General features: G+C 74.3%; 8 protein-coding genes and 1 pseudogene. 4 read left to right on the top strand and 5 right to left on the bottom strand.

Annotated elements, in window-relative coordinates:
- Window positions 1–89: 89 nt before the first annotated feature.
- The 3 genes from ABZ576_RS33900 to ABZ576_RS33890 form a co-directional block, all read right to left on the bottom strand.
- A complete protein-coding gene (locus ABZ576_RS33900) occupies window positions 90–725 on the bottom strand; it encodes a DUF305 domain-containing protein (protein WP_360749814.1) in 636 nt (211 codons plus the stop codon).
- A 92-nt stretch (window positions 726–817) separates the two neighbouring features.
- Entirely contained in the window at window positions 818–1,219 is a 402-nt protein-coding gene (locus ABZ576_RS33895; protein ID WP_360749811.1) for a DUF6153 family protein, read from the bottom strand.
- A gap of 213 nt (window positions 1,220–1,432) precedes the next feature.
- Window positions 1,433–1,933: a hypothetical protein gene (locus ABZ576_RS33890; protein WP_360749808.1), complete on the bottom strand. Its 501-nt coding sequence runs from the start codon at window positions 1,931–1,933 to the stop codon at window positions 1,433–1,435.
- A 451-nt stretch (window positions 1,934–2,384) separates the two neighbouring features.
- Here ABZ576_RS33890 and ABZ576_RS33885 point away from each other — a divergent pair, with 451 nt between their 5' ends.
- Both ABZ576_RS33885 and ABZ576_RS33880 read left to right on the top strand, forming a co-directional pair.
- Complete coding sequence (locus tag ABZ576_RS33885) at window positions 2,385–3,005, top strand: hypothetical protein (protein ID WP_360749806.1); 621 nt, start codon at window positions 2,385–2,387, stop codon at window positions 3,003–3,005.
- A gap of 270 nt (window positions 3,006–3,275) precedes the next feature.
- Window positions 3,276–4,577 (top strand): cytochrome P450, encoded by a 1,302-nt coding sequence (locus tag ABZ576_RS33880; RefSeq protein ID WP_360749803.1) that lies wholly within the window; start codon window positions 3,276–3,278, stop codon window positions 4,575–4,577.
- A gap of 145 nt (window positions 4,578–4,722) precedes the next feature.
- Here the strand turns inward: ABZ576_RS33880 and ABZ576_RS33875 are convergent, their stop codons facing one another.
- Window positions 4,723–7,515: an AAA family ATPase gene (locus tag ABZ576_RS33875; protein WP_360749817.1), complete on the bottom strand. Its 2,793-nt coding sequence runs from the start codon at window positions 7,513–7,515 to the stop codon at window positions 4,723–4,725.
- 253 nt (window positions 7,516–7,768) lie between these two features.
- Here ABZ576_RS33875 and ABZ576_RS33870 point away from each other — a divergent pair, with 253 nt between their 5' ends.
- Window positions 7,769–8,548 (top strand): alpha/beta fold hydrolase, encoded by a 780-nt coding sequence (locus ABZ576_RS33870; protein WP_360749800.1) that lies wholly within the window; start codon window positions 7,769–7,771, stop codon window positions 8,546–8,548.
- A 200-nt stretch (window positions 8,549–8,748) separates the two neighbouring features.
- On the opposite strand, the gene ABZ576_RS33865 is transcribed toward ABZ576_RS33870, so the two are convergent.
- Window positions 8,749–9,552 (bottom strand): SDR family oxidoreductase, encoded by an 804-nt coding sequence (locus ABZ576_RS33865; protein WP_360749797.1) that lies wholly within the window; start codon window positions 9,550–9,552, stop codon window positions 8,749–8,751.
- Window positions 9,553–10,004: 452 nt separating this feature from the next.
- Here ABZ576_RS33865 and ABZ576_RS33860 point away from each other — a divergent pair.
- Window positions 10,005–15,943 (top strand): annotated as a pseudogene (locus ABZ576_RS33860) (acyltransferase domain-containing protein); the annotation flags it as partial.

Raw genomic sequence — 15,943 nt, 5'->3', positions numbered from 1 at the left:
CCAAGGTTCGCCCGAACCCGGCGTGTCATAGGGGAAGCCGGGCAGCGTTTCGGTGGCGGGACCGCCACCGGCCCCCGCCCGCCGTGCCGTCACTCCTCGCCGAGGAGCTGCTTCATCTCCTTGATCTCGGCGTTCTGCGCGGTGACGATGTCGTCCGCCATGGCCTTGGCGCCGCCGTGGCGGCCCTTCTCCTTCTCGGTGGTGGCCATCGCGACGGCGCCCTGGTGGTGCTCGACCATCAGGGACAGGAACTTCGTGTCGAAGGCCTTGCCGGTGGACTTCTCCAGGGCCGCCATGTCGTCGCCGCTCATCATCCCGGGCATGCCGGAGTGACCCGAGTGGTCCATGCCGGGCATGGGCGACTGCTCGCCCCAGGCCTTCAGCCAGCCGGTCATGGTGCGGATCTCCGGGTCCTGCGCCTTCTCGATGCGCGAGGCGAGGTCCTTGACCTGGGGCGAGGCAGCTCGGTCGGTGGCGAGCCGCGCCATCTCCAGGGCCTGCTGGTGGTGCGGGATCATGCCCTGCGCGAAGGCGACGTCCTGGGCGTTGTGCGCGCCGGCGGACGTGCTCGGGCCCGCGGCGGACGCGCTCGGACCGGCGTCGGTGCCGTGGCCGGTGTGGCCGGCGCCGTCGCCGTCTCCGCCGCCACAGGCGGCCAGGACGAGGGCGCTGGCCACGGCGGCCGTGGCGAGGGCGGCGCGGCGCGTGAAGGTACGGATGGTCATGCGGAACTCCTGCTGCTGTGGAAGGACTTTCGGGCAGGCGTGGGCACGACCGCGGCACCTGCGTACGGCAGGGCGTGCGGCCGTGGCGGCCTCTAGATCCGCAGGAGCTGGAGTTCTGCCAGGTCGGGCGGCGCACGGGCGCCGTCGGGCGCGGTGGCCGGCCGGGAGCGCGGGCAGGCGGCCGGCGCCGGGACGGCCACCGGGTCGGGAGCCAGTGCGGGCTGCTGCGGGCCGCCGCCCACCGCGGCCGAGGCGCAGGTGGGGTCGGCGTGGTGCGGTCCGTGCCCGCCGCAGTGCCCGTCATCGCCCGGGCACGCGTCCGCTGCCATGACGGCGACGACGCCGTGCGCGGCCCTGCCGTGGCCGGCGTGGACCACGCCCCCGCCGGGAGCCAGCGCGTGCATGCCGAGCAGCCCGGCCAGCACGGCCAGCACGAGCAGCGCGCGGTGCCGCCGCTGGGGCGGTCGCGGTGCGTGCGGTGCGGTGCTGGTCATCGACAGCCATCGTACGGGGCCCGTCGGCGGCCGCGGGGCAGGGGCACACCGGGCCGCGGGCGGCCGCTCCCCCGCCGCCGCACTGTCGCCGCCGCCAGGACGGGAGGAGGCGCACACCTTTCGGCGTGCGCCTCGATCGGGGCCGGCGCGGGATCCGGCCCCGGCACTTCTGCGGTCACCGCCCCCGTCCGGCGGGGGCGGTGCCGGCCCGGGTCAGAACTTGATGTGGAACTCGAGCGTGACCTCCGAGGCGTTCTCGGCGTGGCCGTGGATGTCGCCGGCGACACCCGAGTACGACCCCGTGCCGCCGGTGATGGCGGCGTCGAAGTTCTTGGGCCGGTTGCTCATGATGCCGTGGGACAGTGAGGTGGCCGTGATGTCACCGTGCTCCGACCTGAAGGTGAAGGTGCACTGCGCCTCGCCGTTGTGGTCCTCGCTGATCAGCGTGCAGATGGTGCCCGCGTTGCCGACCCTGTTGTCGTCCTCGTCGTACAGGTCGTCGGTGAAGACGACGTAGTCGCCCGCGTCGATGGTCCCGTCGTCGGCGATGTCGACGATGGTGTGTCCGGTCGTCTTCGCGACGAGCGTCAGCTCCGCCTCGCTGCGCGCCGGGGTCGGTTCGGCCGCCCCTGCGGGGGTGGTGCAGGTGAGCAGGGTGGTGAGGGTGGCGAGGGCGACGGTCGATCCGATTCCGGTTGCCTTGAGGAAGCTCATGGAAACTCCTGTGGGGGGTTCGGCTGTGGAACGAGCTCGTGCTGACGATCAGCCAACACGATGGTGTTGGTACCCACCCGATCAGCGCGGCATTGAGCTGAGGACTTCAATTCACCCTGCTCATTGGCAGGTTGACGGTGGTGCTATGGCAGGACGATCCAACGGAGGGGGCAACGACTCTGCGAAGCACGGTCCTTGGGTGGGAGTCGCCGCTGGTGGGCGCCTCGGACAGGTGCCCCGCCAGCCCCTTGGCGCACCGGGCCGCGACAGCCGCCGCCGTCTGGGGTGGGAGAGGCGCGGAGTAGGGGTGTGGCCGGAGTCAGGGGTCGTTGCTCCTGTACAGCGGGGTCCGTGACCGATCCAATGGGCGGCGTGCCGCCGGGAGTCGTGTGAAGATCCGCGACCCGGTACCGGCGGTGGAGTCGTTCCCACTCACGGAGGCGGTGTCGCGGTGACCCACGTCGATCAGGACAGCGGGAGGACGGGGCCGGCGCGGCGGGCGCTGAGCGCGGCCCGCCGGGCGCGGGCGCTGGCGTCCGCGATGGCGGCGGCCGCCGCGGAGACCGAGCGCGCGGTCGAGGCCGCGGCCGGAACGGACGGCGCGGCGGCCGCCGCCGAACTCGGCAAGGCGCTGGCGGAGGCCGCCGCACGGACGAGTGCCGCCGCCGAACGGGCCGGGACGGCGGCGTCGGCCGCCGCCCGCGCCTCGACCGCGGAGCTGGCGCGCGAGGCGGCCGCCGAGACGTCCGCGGCCGCCGCGGACGCCGCCGCGGACGGAGCCGGGGCGGCCCGCATCACGGAGGCCGCCACGGCCGCCGCCGCGGAGGCCGCCGCCGGCACCGGCGCCGCGGACATGATGGCCGCCGCGGCCCAGCACACCAGGCAGGCGTCCGGCGAAGCCGCCGTGATCGCCGAGGCCGCCGCGGAGGCGGCGCTGACGGCCCGGGAGGCGGTCGGGGCGGGGGCCGCCGACAAGGAGGACCGGTGCCGGCGGGCCGACGACACCGAGGCGGTGGTCCTGCGGCTCTACGAGGACACCCCGTGGCTGCGCAAGCACCTCCCCGACGCGTGAGGGGCCCGCGATGACGACGCTGAGGGAAGAGGCACGATGAGCGACGACGGCGAGTCCTGGGCCGGACCGCGGTCCCGGGCGGAACGGCCGGCACCGGCCGGACCCGGGGGGCGGACTCCGGCACCCGACACGCTCTTTCCCCCCGCGGCACGGCCCGAGCCGGACGGGCCCGTGGAACGGACTTCGCAACCCGCCGCGGGCCCTGCCCCGGCGGGACGGCCCGAGCCCGGCGGCCCTGGGGAACGTACACCGAAGCACGGCACGGTCTTCGTGGCGGGCACGGCGCCCGGGCACCTGCCGCTGCTGGGGCACGGCCCCGTACTGCTGCGCCGGCCGCTGCCGTTCCTCGCGTCGCTGCCCGCCCACGGCGATCTGGTGGAGCTCCGGGTGGGGCCGAGGCCGTTCCACGTGGTCTGCCACCCCGAACTCGCCCACCGCGTCCTGACCTCGGACCGCCTCTTCGACAAGGGCGGTCCGATGTTCGGCAAGCTGCGCGACCTGGTGGGCGACGGGCTGCCGTCCTGTCCGCACGCGCGCCACCGCCGGCTGCGGCGGCTGGTGCAGCCGGCCTTCGGCGCCGACCGCCTGCCCGGCTACGCCGAGGTGATGACCGCGCAGGCGCTCGCCGTGACGAAGCGCTGGCGTCACGGCCAGGTCGTGGACCTGCACACGGAGATGCTCGCCGTCAGCGCCCGCACCCTGGCCCGTACGCTCTTCACCGCGGAGCACTGCGCGGACGCCGTGGCCGCCGCGGTCCCGTTCGCGCAGACGATCACGAGCGGTCTGACCGCCCACCTGCTCACGCCCGCGGCCCTGAGGTCGGTGCCCACGCCCGCCAAGCGCCGCTTCGCCCGGCAGACCGCGGAACTGCGGACGGCGGTGCTGGGGGCGATCGACCGGTACCGCCGGGACGGCGTCGACCGGGGGGACCTGCTGTCGATCCTGCTGGCGGAGCACGACGGCGACCGGCTCACGGACGAGGAGGTCTTCACCGAGGTCGTCGGGATGGCCATCGCGGGTGTCGAGACCGTCGCCTCCAATCTCGACTGGGCGTTCCGGCTTCTGTACCGGCACCCCGAGGTCGAGCGGCGGCTGCACGCCGAGATCGACCGGGTGCTCGGCGGCCGCGCCCCGGCCTGGGCGGATCTTCCCGCGCTGGAGCTGACCGGCCGGGTCTTCCAGGAGGCGCTGCGGTTGTTCCCGTCGGACTGGCTGCTCACCCGGGCCACCACCGAGGACACCCGGCTCGCCGGTCGCGCCCTGCCGGCCGGCAGCATCGTCGCGTTCAGCGGTTACGCCGTCCACCAGCGGGCCGACCTGTATCCGCGGCCGGCCGTGTTCGACCCCGACCGCTGGGCCGACCCTCGGCTCCCGCGGGGCGGGTTCATCGCCTTCGGCGGTGGCGGCCGCAAGTGCGTCGGTGATGTCTTCGGGACGGTCGAGGGCACCCTCGCGCTCGCCGCCGTCGCGGGCCGCTGGCGACTCGCGCCCGCCCGTCCTTCCCGGGTACCGCGGGCGCCTCGGACGCAGCGGGCGGCGCTGGGGTACCCCATGCGGGTCATCGCCCGCTGACGTCCGGTGGAAGCGGCCCGCGACCCCGCTCAGGCGGGGCTGCCGGCCCCGGTGCACACCCGGACCGGTGGGGACCCGCGGCCCCGCTCAGGCCGGGCTGCCGACCCCGGTGCACACCCGGACCGGTGGGGACCCGCGGCCCCGCTCAGGCGGGGCTGCCGGCCTCGGTGCGCAGCCCGGCGTGCAGGTCCTGACGGCGGCTGATCTTCAACTTCTTGTAGACGCGGGTCAGATGCTGCTCGACGGTGCTGACGGTGATGCAGAGCTTGGCGGAGATCTCGCGGTTGGTGTGCCCGCTCGCGGCGAGTTCGGCGACCCGCAGCTCGGATCCGCTCAGTACGGTCGCGGCCCGTCCCGTGCTCTCCCGGTGCGGCCTCCGGCCGGGGCCCCCCGGCAGGATGTTGTCGCACAGCGCCCGCGCACCGCAGTCGTTGGCCAGGCGCCAGGCCCGGCGGATCGCTGCGCTCGCCCGGACCGGCTCCCCGCGCTGCTGGTAGTGGGCGCCGAGATCGGCCAGGGCGCGGGCCAGGGCCAGCCGGTCGCCGCTGTTCTTCAGGTCGTCCACCGCCTCGATCAGCAGGCCCAGCCGTTCCTCGGGTCCGGCGATCTGCGCGTACAGCCGCAGCGAGACGCCGCGCACGTACGGGTTGCCGTCGGTGCTCCGGGCGAGTTGCTCGCGGAGCAGCTGTTCGGCCTTCTTCGGCTCGCCGAGCCGCAGGAACGCCTCCGCCGCCTCGGACCGCCAGGGCTGGAGTGCCGGCCGGTCGAGACCCCAACGACGCAGCAGGCGGCCGGCGTTGAGGAAGTCGGCGACAGCGGCCACGGGCCGCTGCATGGCCAGGTAGTAGTGTCCGCGGGCCCGCAGGTAGGGCGGTCCGTACACGCTGTGGAAGAGCGATTCGGGAACCGGGTGGTCCAGTTGCCGGGTGGCGTCGTCGTAGCGTCCCATCGCGGTGGCGGCGAACACCCGGCTGGCCAGCGGTCCGCCGGCGAAGACGCTGCGGCTGCGGCCCGGTACGCAGGCCAGCGCCCGGCCGGCGTACTCCTCGGCGTCGGCGAGCAGGCCGCGGCAGAGCGAGAGTTCTGCCTGGAGCGCCAGGAACTGCGCCTGCCAGCCCGGAAGTCCGCGCCGGACGGCCTCGCCGAGCAGTCGGCCGCACCAGAGTGCGGCGGCGTCACAGCCACCGGTGCGGCAGAGCACCCGGACGGCGTTGGCGACCACCACCAGGGTGGTGTCGGTGAGCGGCAGGCTGTTCAGGACGCCCTCCGCCGCCTCGGCCGCGGAGGCGCTCGTCCCGTCACCGGGGAGGTCCCACACGGCGGCCACCGGCATGCGCGGCCGGGGTGGCTCCCCGGCCGCGGGCACCCGGTCGGCACGGGGGCGGGCCGGTAACTGCCACAGTGCGGAGGCGTGGAAACCGGTCTCGGGGCGCGGGCTGCCCGGCTCGCCGAGCCGGTGGAGCCGCCCCATGGCCTCCATCGCCTCTTCCAGGCGCCCGGCACCCAGCAGGAGTTGGGCCATGCGCTCGATCTGGCTGAGGGTCAGTCTGTCGGCACGCAGGTCGCCGACGAGCTCGGCGAGGTGGTCCTCCGCCGCGGCGAGGTCGGTACGGCGGGCGGCCACGGCGAGACGCAGCCTGATCTCGGCGCGCTGGTCCTGCCCGGCGCAGGATCCGAGGGCGAGTTCCAGACAGGAGACGGCGACCGGGACCTCGTCCCGGGTCAGCAGTTGTTCGGCCGCGTCGCGCAGGACGGACACCGCCCAGGGTCCGGCGGCGTGCCGGGCGGCGAGCAGGTGCGGGGCGATGTCACCCGGCTCCGCTCCGGCTTCGAACAGCAACGCGGCTGCCCGGCGGTGGAGTTGGGCACGGTGGCCCAGGTCCAGGGCGTCCAGGGCGGCGGCCTGCACCACGGGGTGGCGGAGGCGTCCGGAGGCGGTGAGGCCGGTCAGCTCCAGCGCGTGCATCCCGTGGGCGGCCTCGGCCCGGCCGACGCCGAGCAGGCGGGCGACCAGTTCGACGCAGCCGGTCTCGCCGAGGACGGCGAGGGCGCCCGCGGTGTGCCTGACGGCGGTCACGGTGCCGGACAGGCAGGCGAGGACGGCCTGGTAGAACCGGCCGCCGAGGGCGGGGCACGGCGCGTCCCGCACCCCCTCCGGCTGCCCACCGGACCGGCTCTCGGCGTGTTCTTCCAGCAAGGCGCGCACCAGCAGTGGATTCCCGCCGGTGACGGCCAGCAGGTCGTCCGCGGGCGGTGTCACGGCCGCGGGTCCGAGGAGGGCCGTGCGCAGCCGGGACACCCCGTAGACGGAGAGGCGGTCCAGGACGACGCGCTGGAAGGCCGGTTGGCGCAGCAGCTCGGCTGTCGACAGGGGGGCGACGGCCAGGCTGGACGGCAGCGCGGTGCACAGCAGCAGGAGGCGGGCGGTGCGGGGGTGGCCGGTGGTCTGCAGCAGGCAGTGCAGGGACTCCACGTCCGCGTGGTGCAGGTCGTCGACGCCGATCACGACCGGTCCGGTCTCGGTGAGCTGCTGGAGGGCCGCGCAGACCCGCTGCGCCGTCGGCGACACCGGCGGCTCGGCGGCCGGGTCCGTCCACGCCGTCCGGTGTCCCAGGGCGTCGCGCAGCCGGGAGCGCGAGGCGTCCGGGATCGCGGGGTCGCTCGCCAGCTGCCACAGCAGGCCGAGGGGGCCCTGCCGCTGCGCGGGACAGCCGGCGGCCCGCAGGACCAGGAAGCCGGAGGCGGCGGCCTGCCGGAGCGCTTCGGCCAGGAACGCGCTCTTGCCGCAGCCCGCCCCCGCTTCGACGGCCAGCACCCGCGTCCGCCCGGCCGCGCAGTCTTCGAGTGCCGTTCTCAGTGCGTGGAACTGAGCACCCAGATCGACGAGCGCGGACCAGGCCGGCCCGCGCTCATACCCCGAAGAGCAAACGCCCCGCATAACCGCCATCTGTCTCCCTCCCCCGATAACCGGGATGCTCGCCAATACGACAAGAGAACAACTCGACAACATAATGCCCATTCCGCGGGCCCGCGGCACACGCTTGTCACGCGACGGCGAGAAATTGCCGCTGCCGAAGACACCGGAGACCAGCGGCTGGCAGGATGGTCGGTCTCCGCGGAACTACGAGACGGATCTCAGGTTATGCGGATACCTGCAATGCGATATTCACACATACCGAGAGGACGTGGCGATGCCCCACTCGGACGATGCCGAATCCCTGTGGCTCCGCTGTTTTCAGCCGACCTCGCAGGCCCGGACCCGGCTGCTGTGTTTCCCGCACGCCGGCGGATCCGCCAGCGCCTACGTACGGCTCGCCCGCTCCCTCGCCCCGGAGGTGGAAGTCCTCGCCGTCCAGTACCCCGGCCGCCAGGACCGTCGTGGCGAACCCTGCGCCGACTCGGTGGAGGCGCTGGCGGACGCGCTGTTCACGGCCGTCCGGCACCGGGTGGACGCGTCCACCGCGCTGTTCGGGCACAGCATGGGCGCGGTGCTCGCCTTCGAACTGGCCAGGCGCCTGGAACGGGACGCGGACGTCCGCTGCGCCCGGCTGTTCGCCTCCGGGCGCCGGGCACCGGCCCGGTTCAGGGACGAGTCCGGCCCGGCCGCCAGCGACGCCGCGATGCTCGCCGAACTGCGCAGCCTCGGCGGCACCGACCTGCGCGTGCTCCAGGACGAGGAGCTGCTGACGGCGGCGCTGCCCGCCCTCCGCGCCGACTACCGCGCGATCGGCCGCTACCGCGCCGCCGAGGACGCCACGGTCGGCTGCCCGATCACGGTACTGGTCGGTGACGCCGACCCCAGGACCAGCCTGGACGACGCCCGCGCCTGGAGCGGGCACAGCACGGCGGAGACCGAGGTGCTGACCTTCGCCGGCGGGCACTTCTTCCTGGACGCCCACCACGACGCGGTGGTGGACACCGTCACCGCCCGCCTGCGGCCGGACCGCGCGGCCTGCACCGAAACCGCCTAGAGCCCCTACCCCTCCCCCGCCGGCTTCCGGCCCTCTCCGGCTCGCCCCGGCTCCGCCTGGCTCTCCCCGGCTCCGCCTGGCTCTCTCTGTCTTCCCCTGGCTCTCTCTGTCTTCCCTCTGGATCTCTCCGACGGGCGCCGGGTCGTTCCGCACGCACGGCGGCGCCCGGAACGACCCGCACGGTCCCCCGCGCCCGTCCCTCAGAACAGGGCGGGCGCGAGGGCCATGCCGCCGCTGGCGTCCAGGAGCTGACCGGTGATCCAGCGGCCGTCGCGCGAGACCAGGAAGGCGACGATGTCGGCGACGTCGTCCGGCCGGCCGAGCCGGCGCAGCGCGGTGAGGGCCGAGATGCTCGCCTCCGCACCCGGGATCTCGTGCACCCAGCGGTTCATGTCGGTGTCGGTGATGCCGGGCGACACCGTGTTGACCGTGATGCCCCGCTCGCCCAGCTCGTTGGCGAGCCGGGGGGCCATCATCTCCAGCGCGCCCTTGGTCATGGCGTAGGGCAGCAGCGGCCAGGCGATCCGGGTGACGGCCGAGGACACGTTGACCACGCGTCCGCCGTCCGCCATCAGCGGCAGGGCCCGCTGGGTGACGAAGAACGGCGCCCGGACGTTGATGCGGTGGAGCCGGTCGAACTCCTCGGGAGTGATGTCCGACAGGCCCGGCACGTGCCCGGGCTGAGCCGCCGCGGCCGGATCGGTGGGGGCGGCGGCGACGGCCGCGTTGTTCACCAGGATGTGCAGCGCCCGCCCCTCCAGGCCCTCCTCCAGCCCGGCGAAGAGGGTGTCGACGGCGTCGTCGCGGGCGAGGTCGGCCTGGACCGGGAAGGCCCGGCCGCCCGCGCGTTCGATGGCGGCCACCGTCTCCTGCGCGGCCTTCTCCTGCGTGCCGTAGTGCACCGCGACCCGCACGCCCTCGGCGGCGAGCCGCAGGGCGATGGCCTTGCCGATGCCCCGCGAGGCCCCGGTGACCAGCGCCGTCCTGTCATCGAGATCCGGCATGACGAATCCTCTCTTCGAAAATGTGATTGGATTTTCAGCTGACGTCGGACCGCGGTTCGTGACACCGGACCCAGCGAGAACTCCCACCCGAGATCACGCCCCCCGATCACTGTGCCAGAGCCGGGAGCGGCCGGGGCGAAATCGGGCGCCATACGGCAGCCCCTAAAGGGTGCGGGAAGCACCACCACCGAGTAACCCAGGGGTGGATAGGGGTTCGAAAGTCGGCCCGTGATCATTAGCTTAAGAAACACCAGAACGCGATCGCGCGGCCGCCGTCGACGACGACTTACTCCGTACCGGGCTTTACCCTGCCCGAAATTCCTTCGGCGGCTTTTCGCCATGTCATTTCGGCCGCGCACCCGAGCCGAGCGGTGAGGAGACGACACGTGCACGACGCGCAGCCGTACGGCGAGGGAGCACCGGCCCCAGCAGGTGAGGACGCGGTGGTGTTCGTCTTCCCCGGCCAGGGCCCGCAGTGGCCCGGCATGGGAGCGGAACTCATGGACGCCTCACCGGTGTTCCGGGACAGCGTCCGCGCCTGCGAGGCCGCACTCGCCCCGTACCTCGACTGGTCGGTCACCGACGTCCTGCTCGGCGCCCCCGGCACCCCGCCACCGGACCGCGCCGACGTCGTACAGCCGACGCTGTTCACCCTCATGGTGTCCCTCGCCGGACTCTGGCGCGCGCACGGGGTCGAACCCGGCGCCGTCCTCGGCCACAGCCTCGGCGAAGTCGCGGCCGCCCACGTGGCGGGGGGTCTCTCCCTGGCCGATGCCGCACGGGTGACCGCCCGGTGGAGTCAGGCACAGGCCACCCTCTCCGGCACCGGTGCCCTTCTCGCCGTCACGGCGGCACCCGAGGAACTGGCGCCCTACCTGGACCGGTGGCACGCCGACGGCCCGTCCGTCGCCGCCGTCAACGGGCCGCGCAGCACGGTCGTCACGGGAGACCCGGAGGCGGTCGCCGCACTGGCGGACGACCTCGCCGAAGCAGGCGTCCGAACCCGCCCGGTCGCGGTCGACCTGCCCGTTCACTCCCCCAGGATGCACACCCTGCGGGAGCGGATCCTCACCGATCTGGCCCCGCTGCGCCCGCGCTCCTGCGACGTCCCCTTCCACTCCTCCCTCACCGGAAGTCCCCTCGACACGCGCGAGTTGGACGCCGCCTACTGGTACCGCAACATCACCCGGACCGTCCGCTTCGCCACCGCCGCCCGCCGACTCCTGGCATCCGGGTACCGCCGGTTCGTCGAACTCAGCCCCCACCCGGTGCTCACGCTGGACCTCCAGGCGCTCGCCGACGAGCTGCCCGGCGGCACCGAAGCCCTCGTGACGGGCACCCTGCGCCGAGGCCACGGCGGCATACGGGAGTTCCGCGCGGCACTCGGCCGGCTCGGCACCGCCGCGGACCCCCGGCCGGCCCGGGCGTCGAGTCCCGCCCCCTTGCGCGACCGGCTGGCCCGGCTCTCCCCGGCTCAGCAGGAGCAGTTCCTCCTGGACCTGGTCCGCGCCGAACTCGCCGCGGTCCTCGACCCCGACGGCGACCGTCCCACGGCGCCCGTGCAGCCGTCCGCCGCCTTCGTCGACCTCGGCTGCGACTCCGTCGGCGTCATCGCCCTCGTCAGCCGGCTCCGCGCCTCGACCGGATTGCGGCTGCCCGTGACGACCGTCTTCGACCACCCGACCCCGGCCGCGCTCGCCGCACGGCTGCGCCACCTCGCGCTCGGCGGTTCCGGCCGGAGCACGGCCCCCGCACCCGCGCGGCGGGCCGGCCGCGCCGCCGGCCGGGAACCGATCGCCATCGTCGGCATGGCCTGCCGCTTCCCCGGCGGGGTCCGCTCGCCGGAGGACCTGTGGCGACTGGTGGCGTCGGGCGGGGACGCGATCGGGGAGTTCCCCACGGACCGCGGCTGGGACATCGGGAAGATCCTGCACCCCGACCCGGCGCGCCCCGGGACCTCCTGCACCCGGTACGGCGGATTCCTATACGACGCCGCCGAGTTCGACGCCGGCTTCTTCGGCATCTCACCGCGCGAAGCCCTCGCCATGGACCCGCAGCAGCGGCTCCTGCTCACCACCTCCTGGGAGGCCTTCGAACGGGCCGGTATCGACCCCATGGGCCTGCGCGGATCACGGACGGGCGTGTTCGCCGGGCTCATCCCCCTCGGCTACGGCCCCCGCATGGACGACGCCGCCCACCTGCAAGGGCACGTGCTCACCGGCACCCTGCCCAGTGTGGCCTCGGGACGCATCGCGTACACCCTCGGCCTGGAGGGCCCGGCGGTGTCGGTGGAGACGGCCTGCTCGTCGTCACTGGTGGCCCTGCACCTGGCCTGCCGGTCGCTGCACGCGGGCGAGTGCGACCTGGCGCTGGCGGGCGGGGCCACCGTGATGTCCGGCCCCGGCATGTTCATCGAGTTCTCACGGCAGCAGGGCCTGTCGGCGGACGGCCGGTGCAAGGCCTACGGGGCGGCGGCCGACGGCACGGCCTGGAGCGAGGGCGTGGGCCTGCTGCTCGTCGAGCGGCTGTCGGACGCGCGGCGGCTGGGACACCGGGTACTCGCCGTCGTACGAGGGAGCGCGGTCAACCAGGACGGGGCGTCGAACGGCCTGACCGCGCCCAACGGGGCGGCCCAGGAGCGAGTGGTTCGCGAGGCCCTCGCCGATGCGGGCCTGTCGGCGGCGGACGTGGACGCGGTGGAGGGGCACGGGACGGGCACCACGCTGGGCGACCCGATCGAGGCCCAGGCCCTCCTCGCCACCTACGGGCAGCAGCGCCCCGACGAGCGGCCGTTGTGGCTGGGCTCGCTCAAGTCCAACATCGGACACAGCATGGCCGCGGCGGGTGTGGCCGGAGTCATCAAGATGGTGATGGCACTGCGCCACGGGGTGCTTCCGCGCACGCTGCACGTCGACGAGCCGTCACGGCAGGTCGACTGGTCGGCGGGTGCCGTACGGCTGCTCACGGACGCGCGGCCGTGGCCGGGCGGGGAGGGCCGCGTGCGTCGGGCCGGGGTGTCGTCCTTCGGCATCAGCGGGACGAACGCACACGCGGTCCTGGAGGAGGCCCCCGGGGCGCTCGAGGAGGTGCCGGGGGCGGCCGAAGAGCCGCCTGGGGTGGCCGGGGAGGTCCCGGCGGCAAACGGCGAGGGCCCCTCGGTGGATGGCGGGGCGCGATCGGTGGGTGGCAGGGCGCCTTCGGTGGATGGCGGGGCGCCTTCGGTGGGTGGCAGGACGCCTTCGGTGGATGGCGGGGCGCGATCGGTGAGTGGCAGGGCGCCTTCGGTGGGTGGCAGGGCGCGATCGGCGGGTGGCAGGGCGCCTTCGGTGGGTGGCAGGGCGCGATCGGCGGATGACAGGGTGCCGGTGCCGTGGGTGGTGTCGGCTCGGTCGGAGGGGGCGCTGCGGGCGCAGGCCCGCGCGCTGGCGGACTTCGTGAGGGCCGACTCCGGTGTCGATGTTACGGACGTGGGTGCGGCGTTGGCGCGGGGGCGGGCGGTGCTGGAGCACCGTGCGGTGGTGGTCGCTTCCGGGCGTACGGAGTTCGTGCGGGCGCTGGGAGCGATCGCTTCGGGTGAGCCCGATCCGGCCGTCGTCCGGGGCAGGGCGGTGGACGGGCGTGGTGGGGTGGTGTTCGTGTTTCCCGGGCAGGGCGGGCAGTGGGCGGGTATGGGCCTGGACCTGCTGGACACCTCGCCGGTGTTCGCGGAGCGGATCGAGGCGTGCGAGAAGGCGCTGGCGCCGTGGGTGTCCTGGTCGTTGACGGGGATGCTGCACCGTGAGGCCGGGGACCCGGTGTGGGAGCGGGCGGACGTGGTCCAGCCCGTCCTCTTCTCCGTCATGGTGTCCCTGGCGGCGCTGTGGCGTTCTTACGGCATCGAACCCGACGCCGTCCTCGGACACTCCCAGGGCGAGATCGCCGCAGCCCACGTCTGCGGCGCGCTCACCCTCCAGGACGCGGCGAAGGTGGTGGCGCTGCGCAGCCGCGCCCTGGCCGCGCTGCGCGGCCTGGGCGGCATGGCCTCCATCGCGCAACCGGTGGGTGTGGTCGAGGAGTTGATCGGGGCTCGCTGGGCGGGGCGGTTGTGGGTGGCGGCGGGTAACAGTCCGTACGCCACCACCGTCTCCGGCGACACCGACGCCCTGGCCGAGCTCCTCGCCCACTGCACCGAGACCGGCACCCGTGCCCGCCGCATCCCCGTCGACTACGCCTCCCACTGCCCCCACACCGAGACCATCGAACACGAACTCCTCGATGTGCTGGGTGACATCAGCCCGGGTGAGTCGGCGGTGCCGTTCTACTCGACGGTCCAGGACGGCTGGCTGGAGACCACTGCCCTGGACGCCGGCTACTGGTACCGCAACCTGCGCATGCCCGTCCGCTTCACCCAGGCCGTCACCGCCCTCACCACCGAAGGCCACCACACCTTCATCGAAACCAGCCCCCACCCCACCCTCACCCCCGCCATCGCCGACCACGGCGACCACCTCACCGCCATCGGCACCCTGCGCCGCCACGACAACGACACCGAGCGCTTCCTCACCTCCCTCGCCCACCTCCACGTCACCGGCATCGCCGGCGCGGACGTCTGGCGCCACCACTACGCAGCACTCGGACACCCACCACGGCACGTGGACCTGCCGACGTACGCCTTCCAGCCGGAACGCTACTGGTTCGGCTCGCCCTCCGGGCCCGGAGACGTCACCACCGCCGGCCTGCGTCCCGCCGGCCACCCCTTCCTCGGCGCGGTCATCGAACTCGCCGACGGCGAGGGACTGCTCCACACCGGCCGCCTCTCCCTGCGAACCCAACCCTGGCTCGCCGACCACACCGTGGACGGTGTCGTCCTGCTCCCCGGCACGGCGCTGCTTGAACTCGGCCTGTTCAGCAGCGACATGGGCGACGTACGGGAACTCACCCTGGAGACGCCCCTCGTCCTCCCCGACGACGGCGCCCTCGACCTCCAAGTCCGCGTCGGCCCGCCCGACGGCACCGGCCTGCGCTCGCTCACCATCTCCTCGCGCGCCGAGGACGCCCGCCCCGACGACCCCTGGCAGCGTCACGCCACCGGCCTCCTGGGTACGGCCGCTTCCGCGCCGGACACCATCGGCGCCCTGTTCGCCGACCTGTCCGGCTCGTCCGGGGTGTCGGGCTCATCCGACGCCTCCGGCTCATTCGACGCGTCGGGCTCTTCGGATGCGTCAGGCCCGTCCGGCTTGCCCGGCCTGCCCGGCCTGCCCGGCCTCGTCGGCGCCTGGCCTCCGGCAGGAGCCTCGCCCGTGCTCCCCGGCGACGGCCTGGGCGATCCGGCGCGGTGCTACGCGCGGCTGGCCGAGGACGGATTCCGGTACGGGCCTTCGTTCCAGGGGCTGCACGCGGTGTGGCGACGTGGTGCGGAGATCTTCGCCGAGGTCACCCTGCCCGAGGACGACGCCGCGTTCCGCGTGCATCCGGCTCTGCTGGACGCCGCGCTCCACCCCGTCGTCCTGGGAATGGTCGAACACGTACCAGCCCGCCCCCTGCCTTTCTCGTGGACCGGCGTGACGCTCCACGCCCCCGCGAGCGGCACCCTGCGGGTCCGTCTCACGCCCACCGCGGACGGGGCCGTCGCCATCGCCGCCGCGACGGTCGCCGGAGAGCCGGTCCTGTCCGTCGCCGCGCTGGCGCTGCGCCCGGCCTCCACAGAGCAGCTGCGTACGGCGGCTCGCTCCGCGGCACGCTTCACGACGCGCTCGCGTGATGCCCTCTACCAGCTCGACTGGCCTGTCCTGCCGGCGGCCACCGCTCCCCCACCCGGCGCGGACGCCATCGCCGTTCTGGGTGCCGGCGCGGACGCCATCGCCGTTCTGGGTGCCGGCGTGCCGCCCTACCGTTCGTACGAGACCGTCGCCGCACTCGCGCGGGCCCTCGCCGAGGGTGCGCCGGCTCCCAGGTTCGTTCTGGCGCCGGTCGGCGGCGCCGACCGGCCGCTCGACACGACGAACCTGCACGACACCTGCCGACACGGGCTGGACCTCGTCCAAGCCTGGCTCAGCGAGGACGGGCTTGCGGACACCCGGCTCGTTCTCCTGACGCGCGGCGCGGTCAGCTGTGACCCGAACAAGCCGCCCGCCGACCCCGTCGGGGCGGCGCTGTGGGGGCTGGTGCGCTCCGCGCAGAACGAACACCCCGGTCGGCTCGTACTGCTGGACCTCGACGGCAGGGCTCCGGATCTCGGGAGCGAGGCTCGGGGCCTCGACCGGACGGCTACGGCCCCCGACGGCAAGCCGCTGGACCCGGAAGGCACGCTTCCCGACCCCGACGGCAAGCCGCTGGACCCGGAAGGCACGCTTCCCGACCCCGACGGCAAGCCGCTGGACCCGGAAGGCACGGTTCCCGATCCCGACGGCAA

It is taken from the genome of Streptomyces sp. NPDC013455 (assembly GCF_040632975.1).
In the GTDB taxonomy this organism is placed as follows: domain Bacteria; phylum Actinomycetota; class Actinomycetes; order Streptomycetales; family Streptomycetaceae; genus Streptomyces.
This window is presented reverse-complemented; position numbering and strand designations above follow the sequence as displayed.

What these genes read in the sequence shown, in the direction of transcription:
- ABZ576_RS33900 (WP_360749814.1), bottom strand. Translation starts at nt 725, where the DNA reads ATGACCATCCGTACCTTCACGCGCCGCGCCGCCCTCGCCACGGCCGCC.
- ABZ576_RS33895 (WP_360749811.1), bottom strand. Translation starts at nt 1,219, where the DNA reads ATGACCAGCACCGCACCGCACGCACCGCGACCGCCCCAGCGGCGGCAC.
- ABZ576_RS33890 (WP_360749808.1), bottom strand. Translation starts at nt 1,933, where the DNA reads ATGAGCTTCCTCAAGGCAACCGGAATCGGATCGACCGTCGCCCTCGCC.
- ABZ576_RS33875 (WP_360749817.1), bottom strand. Translation starts at nt 7,515, where the DNA reads ATGCGGGGCGTTTGCTCTTCGGGGTATGAGCGCGGGCCGGCCTGGTCC.
- ABZ576_RS33870 (WP_360749800.1), top strand. Translation starts at nt 7,769, where the DNA reads ATGCCCCACTCGGACGATGCCGAATCCCTGTGGCTCCGCTGTTTTCAG.
- ABZ576_RS33865 (WP_360749797.1), bottom strand. Translation starts at nt 9,552, where the DNA reads ATGCCGGATCTCGATGACAGGACGGCGCTGGTCACCGGGGCCTCGCGG.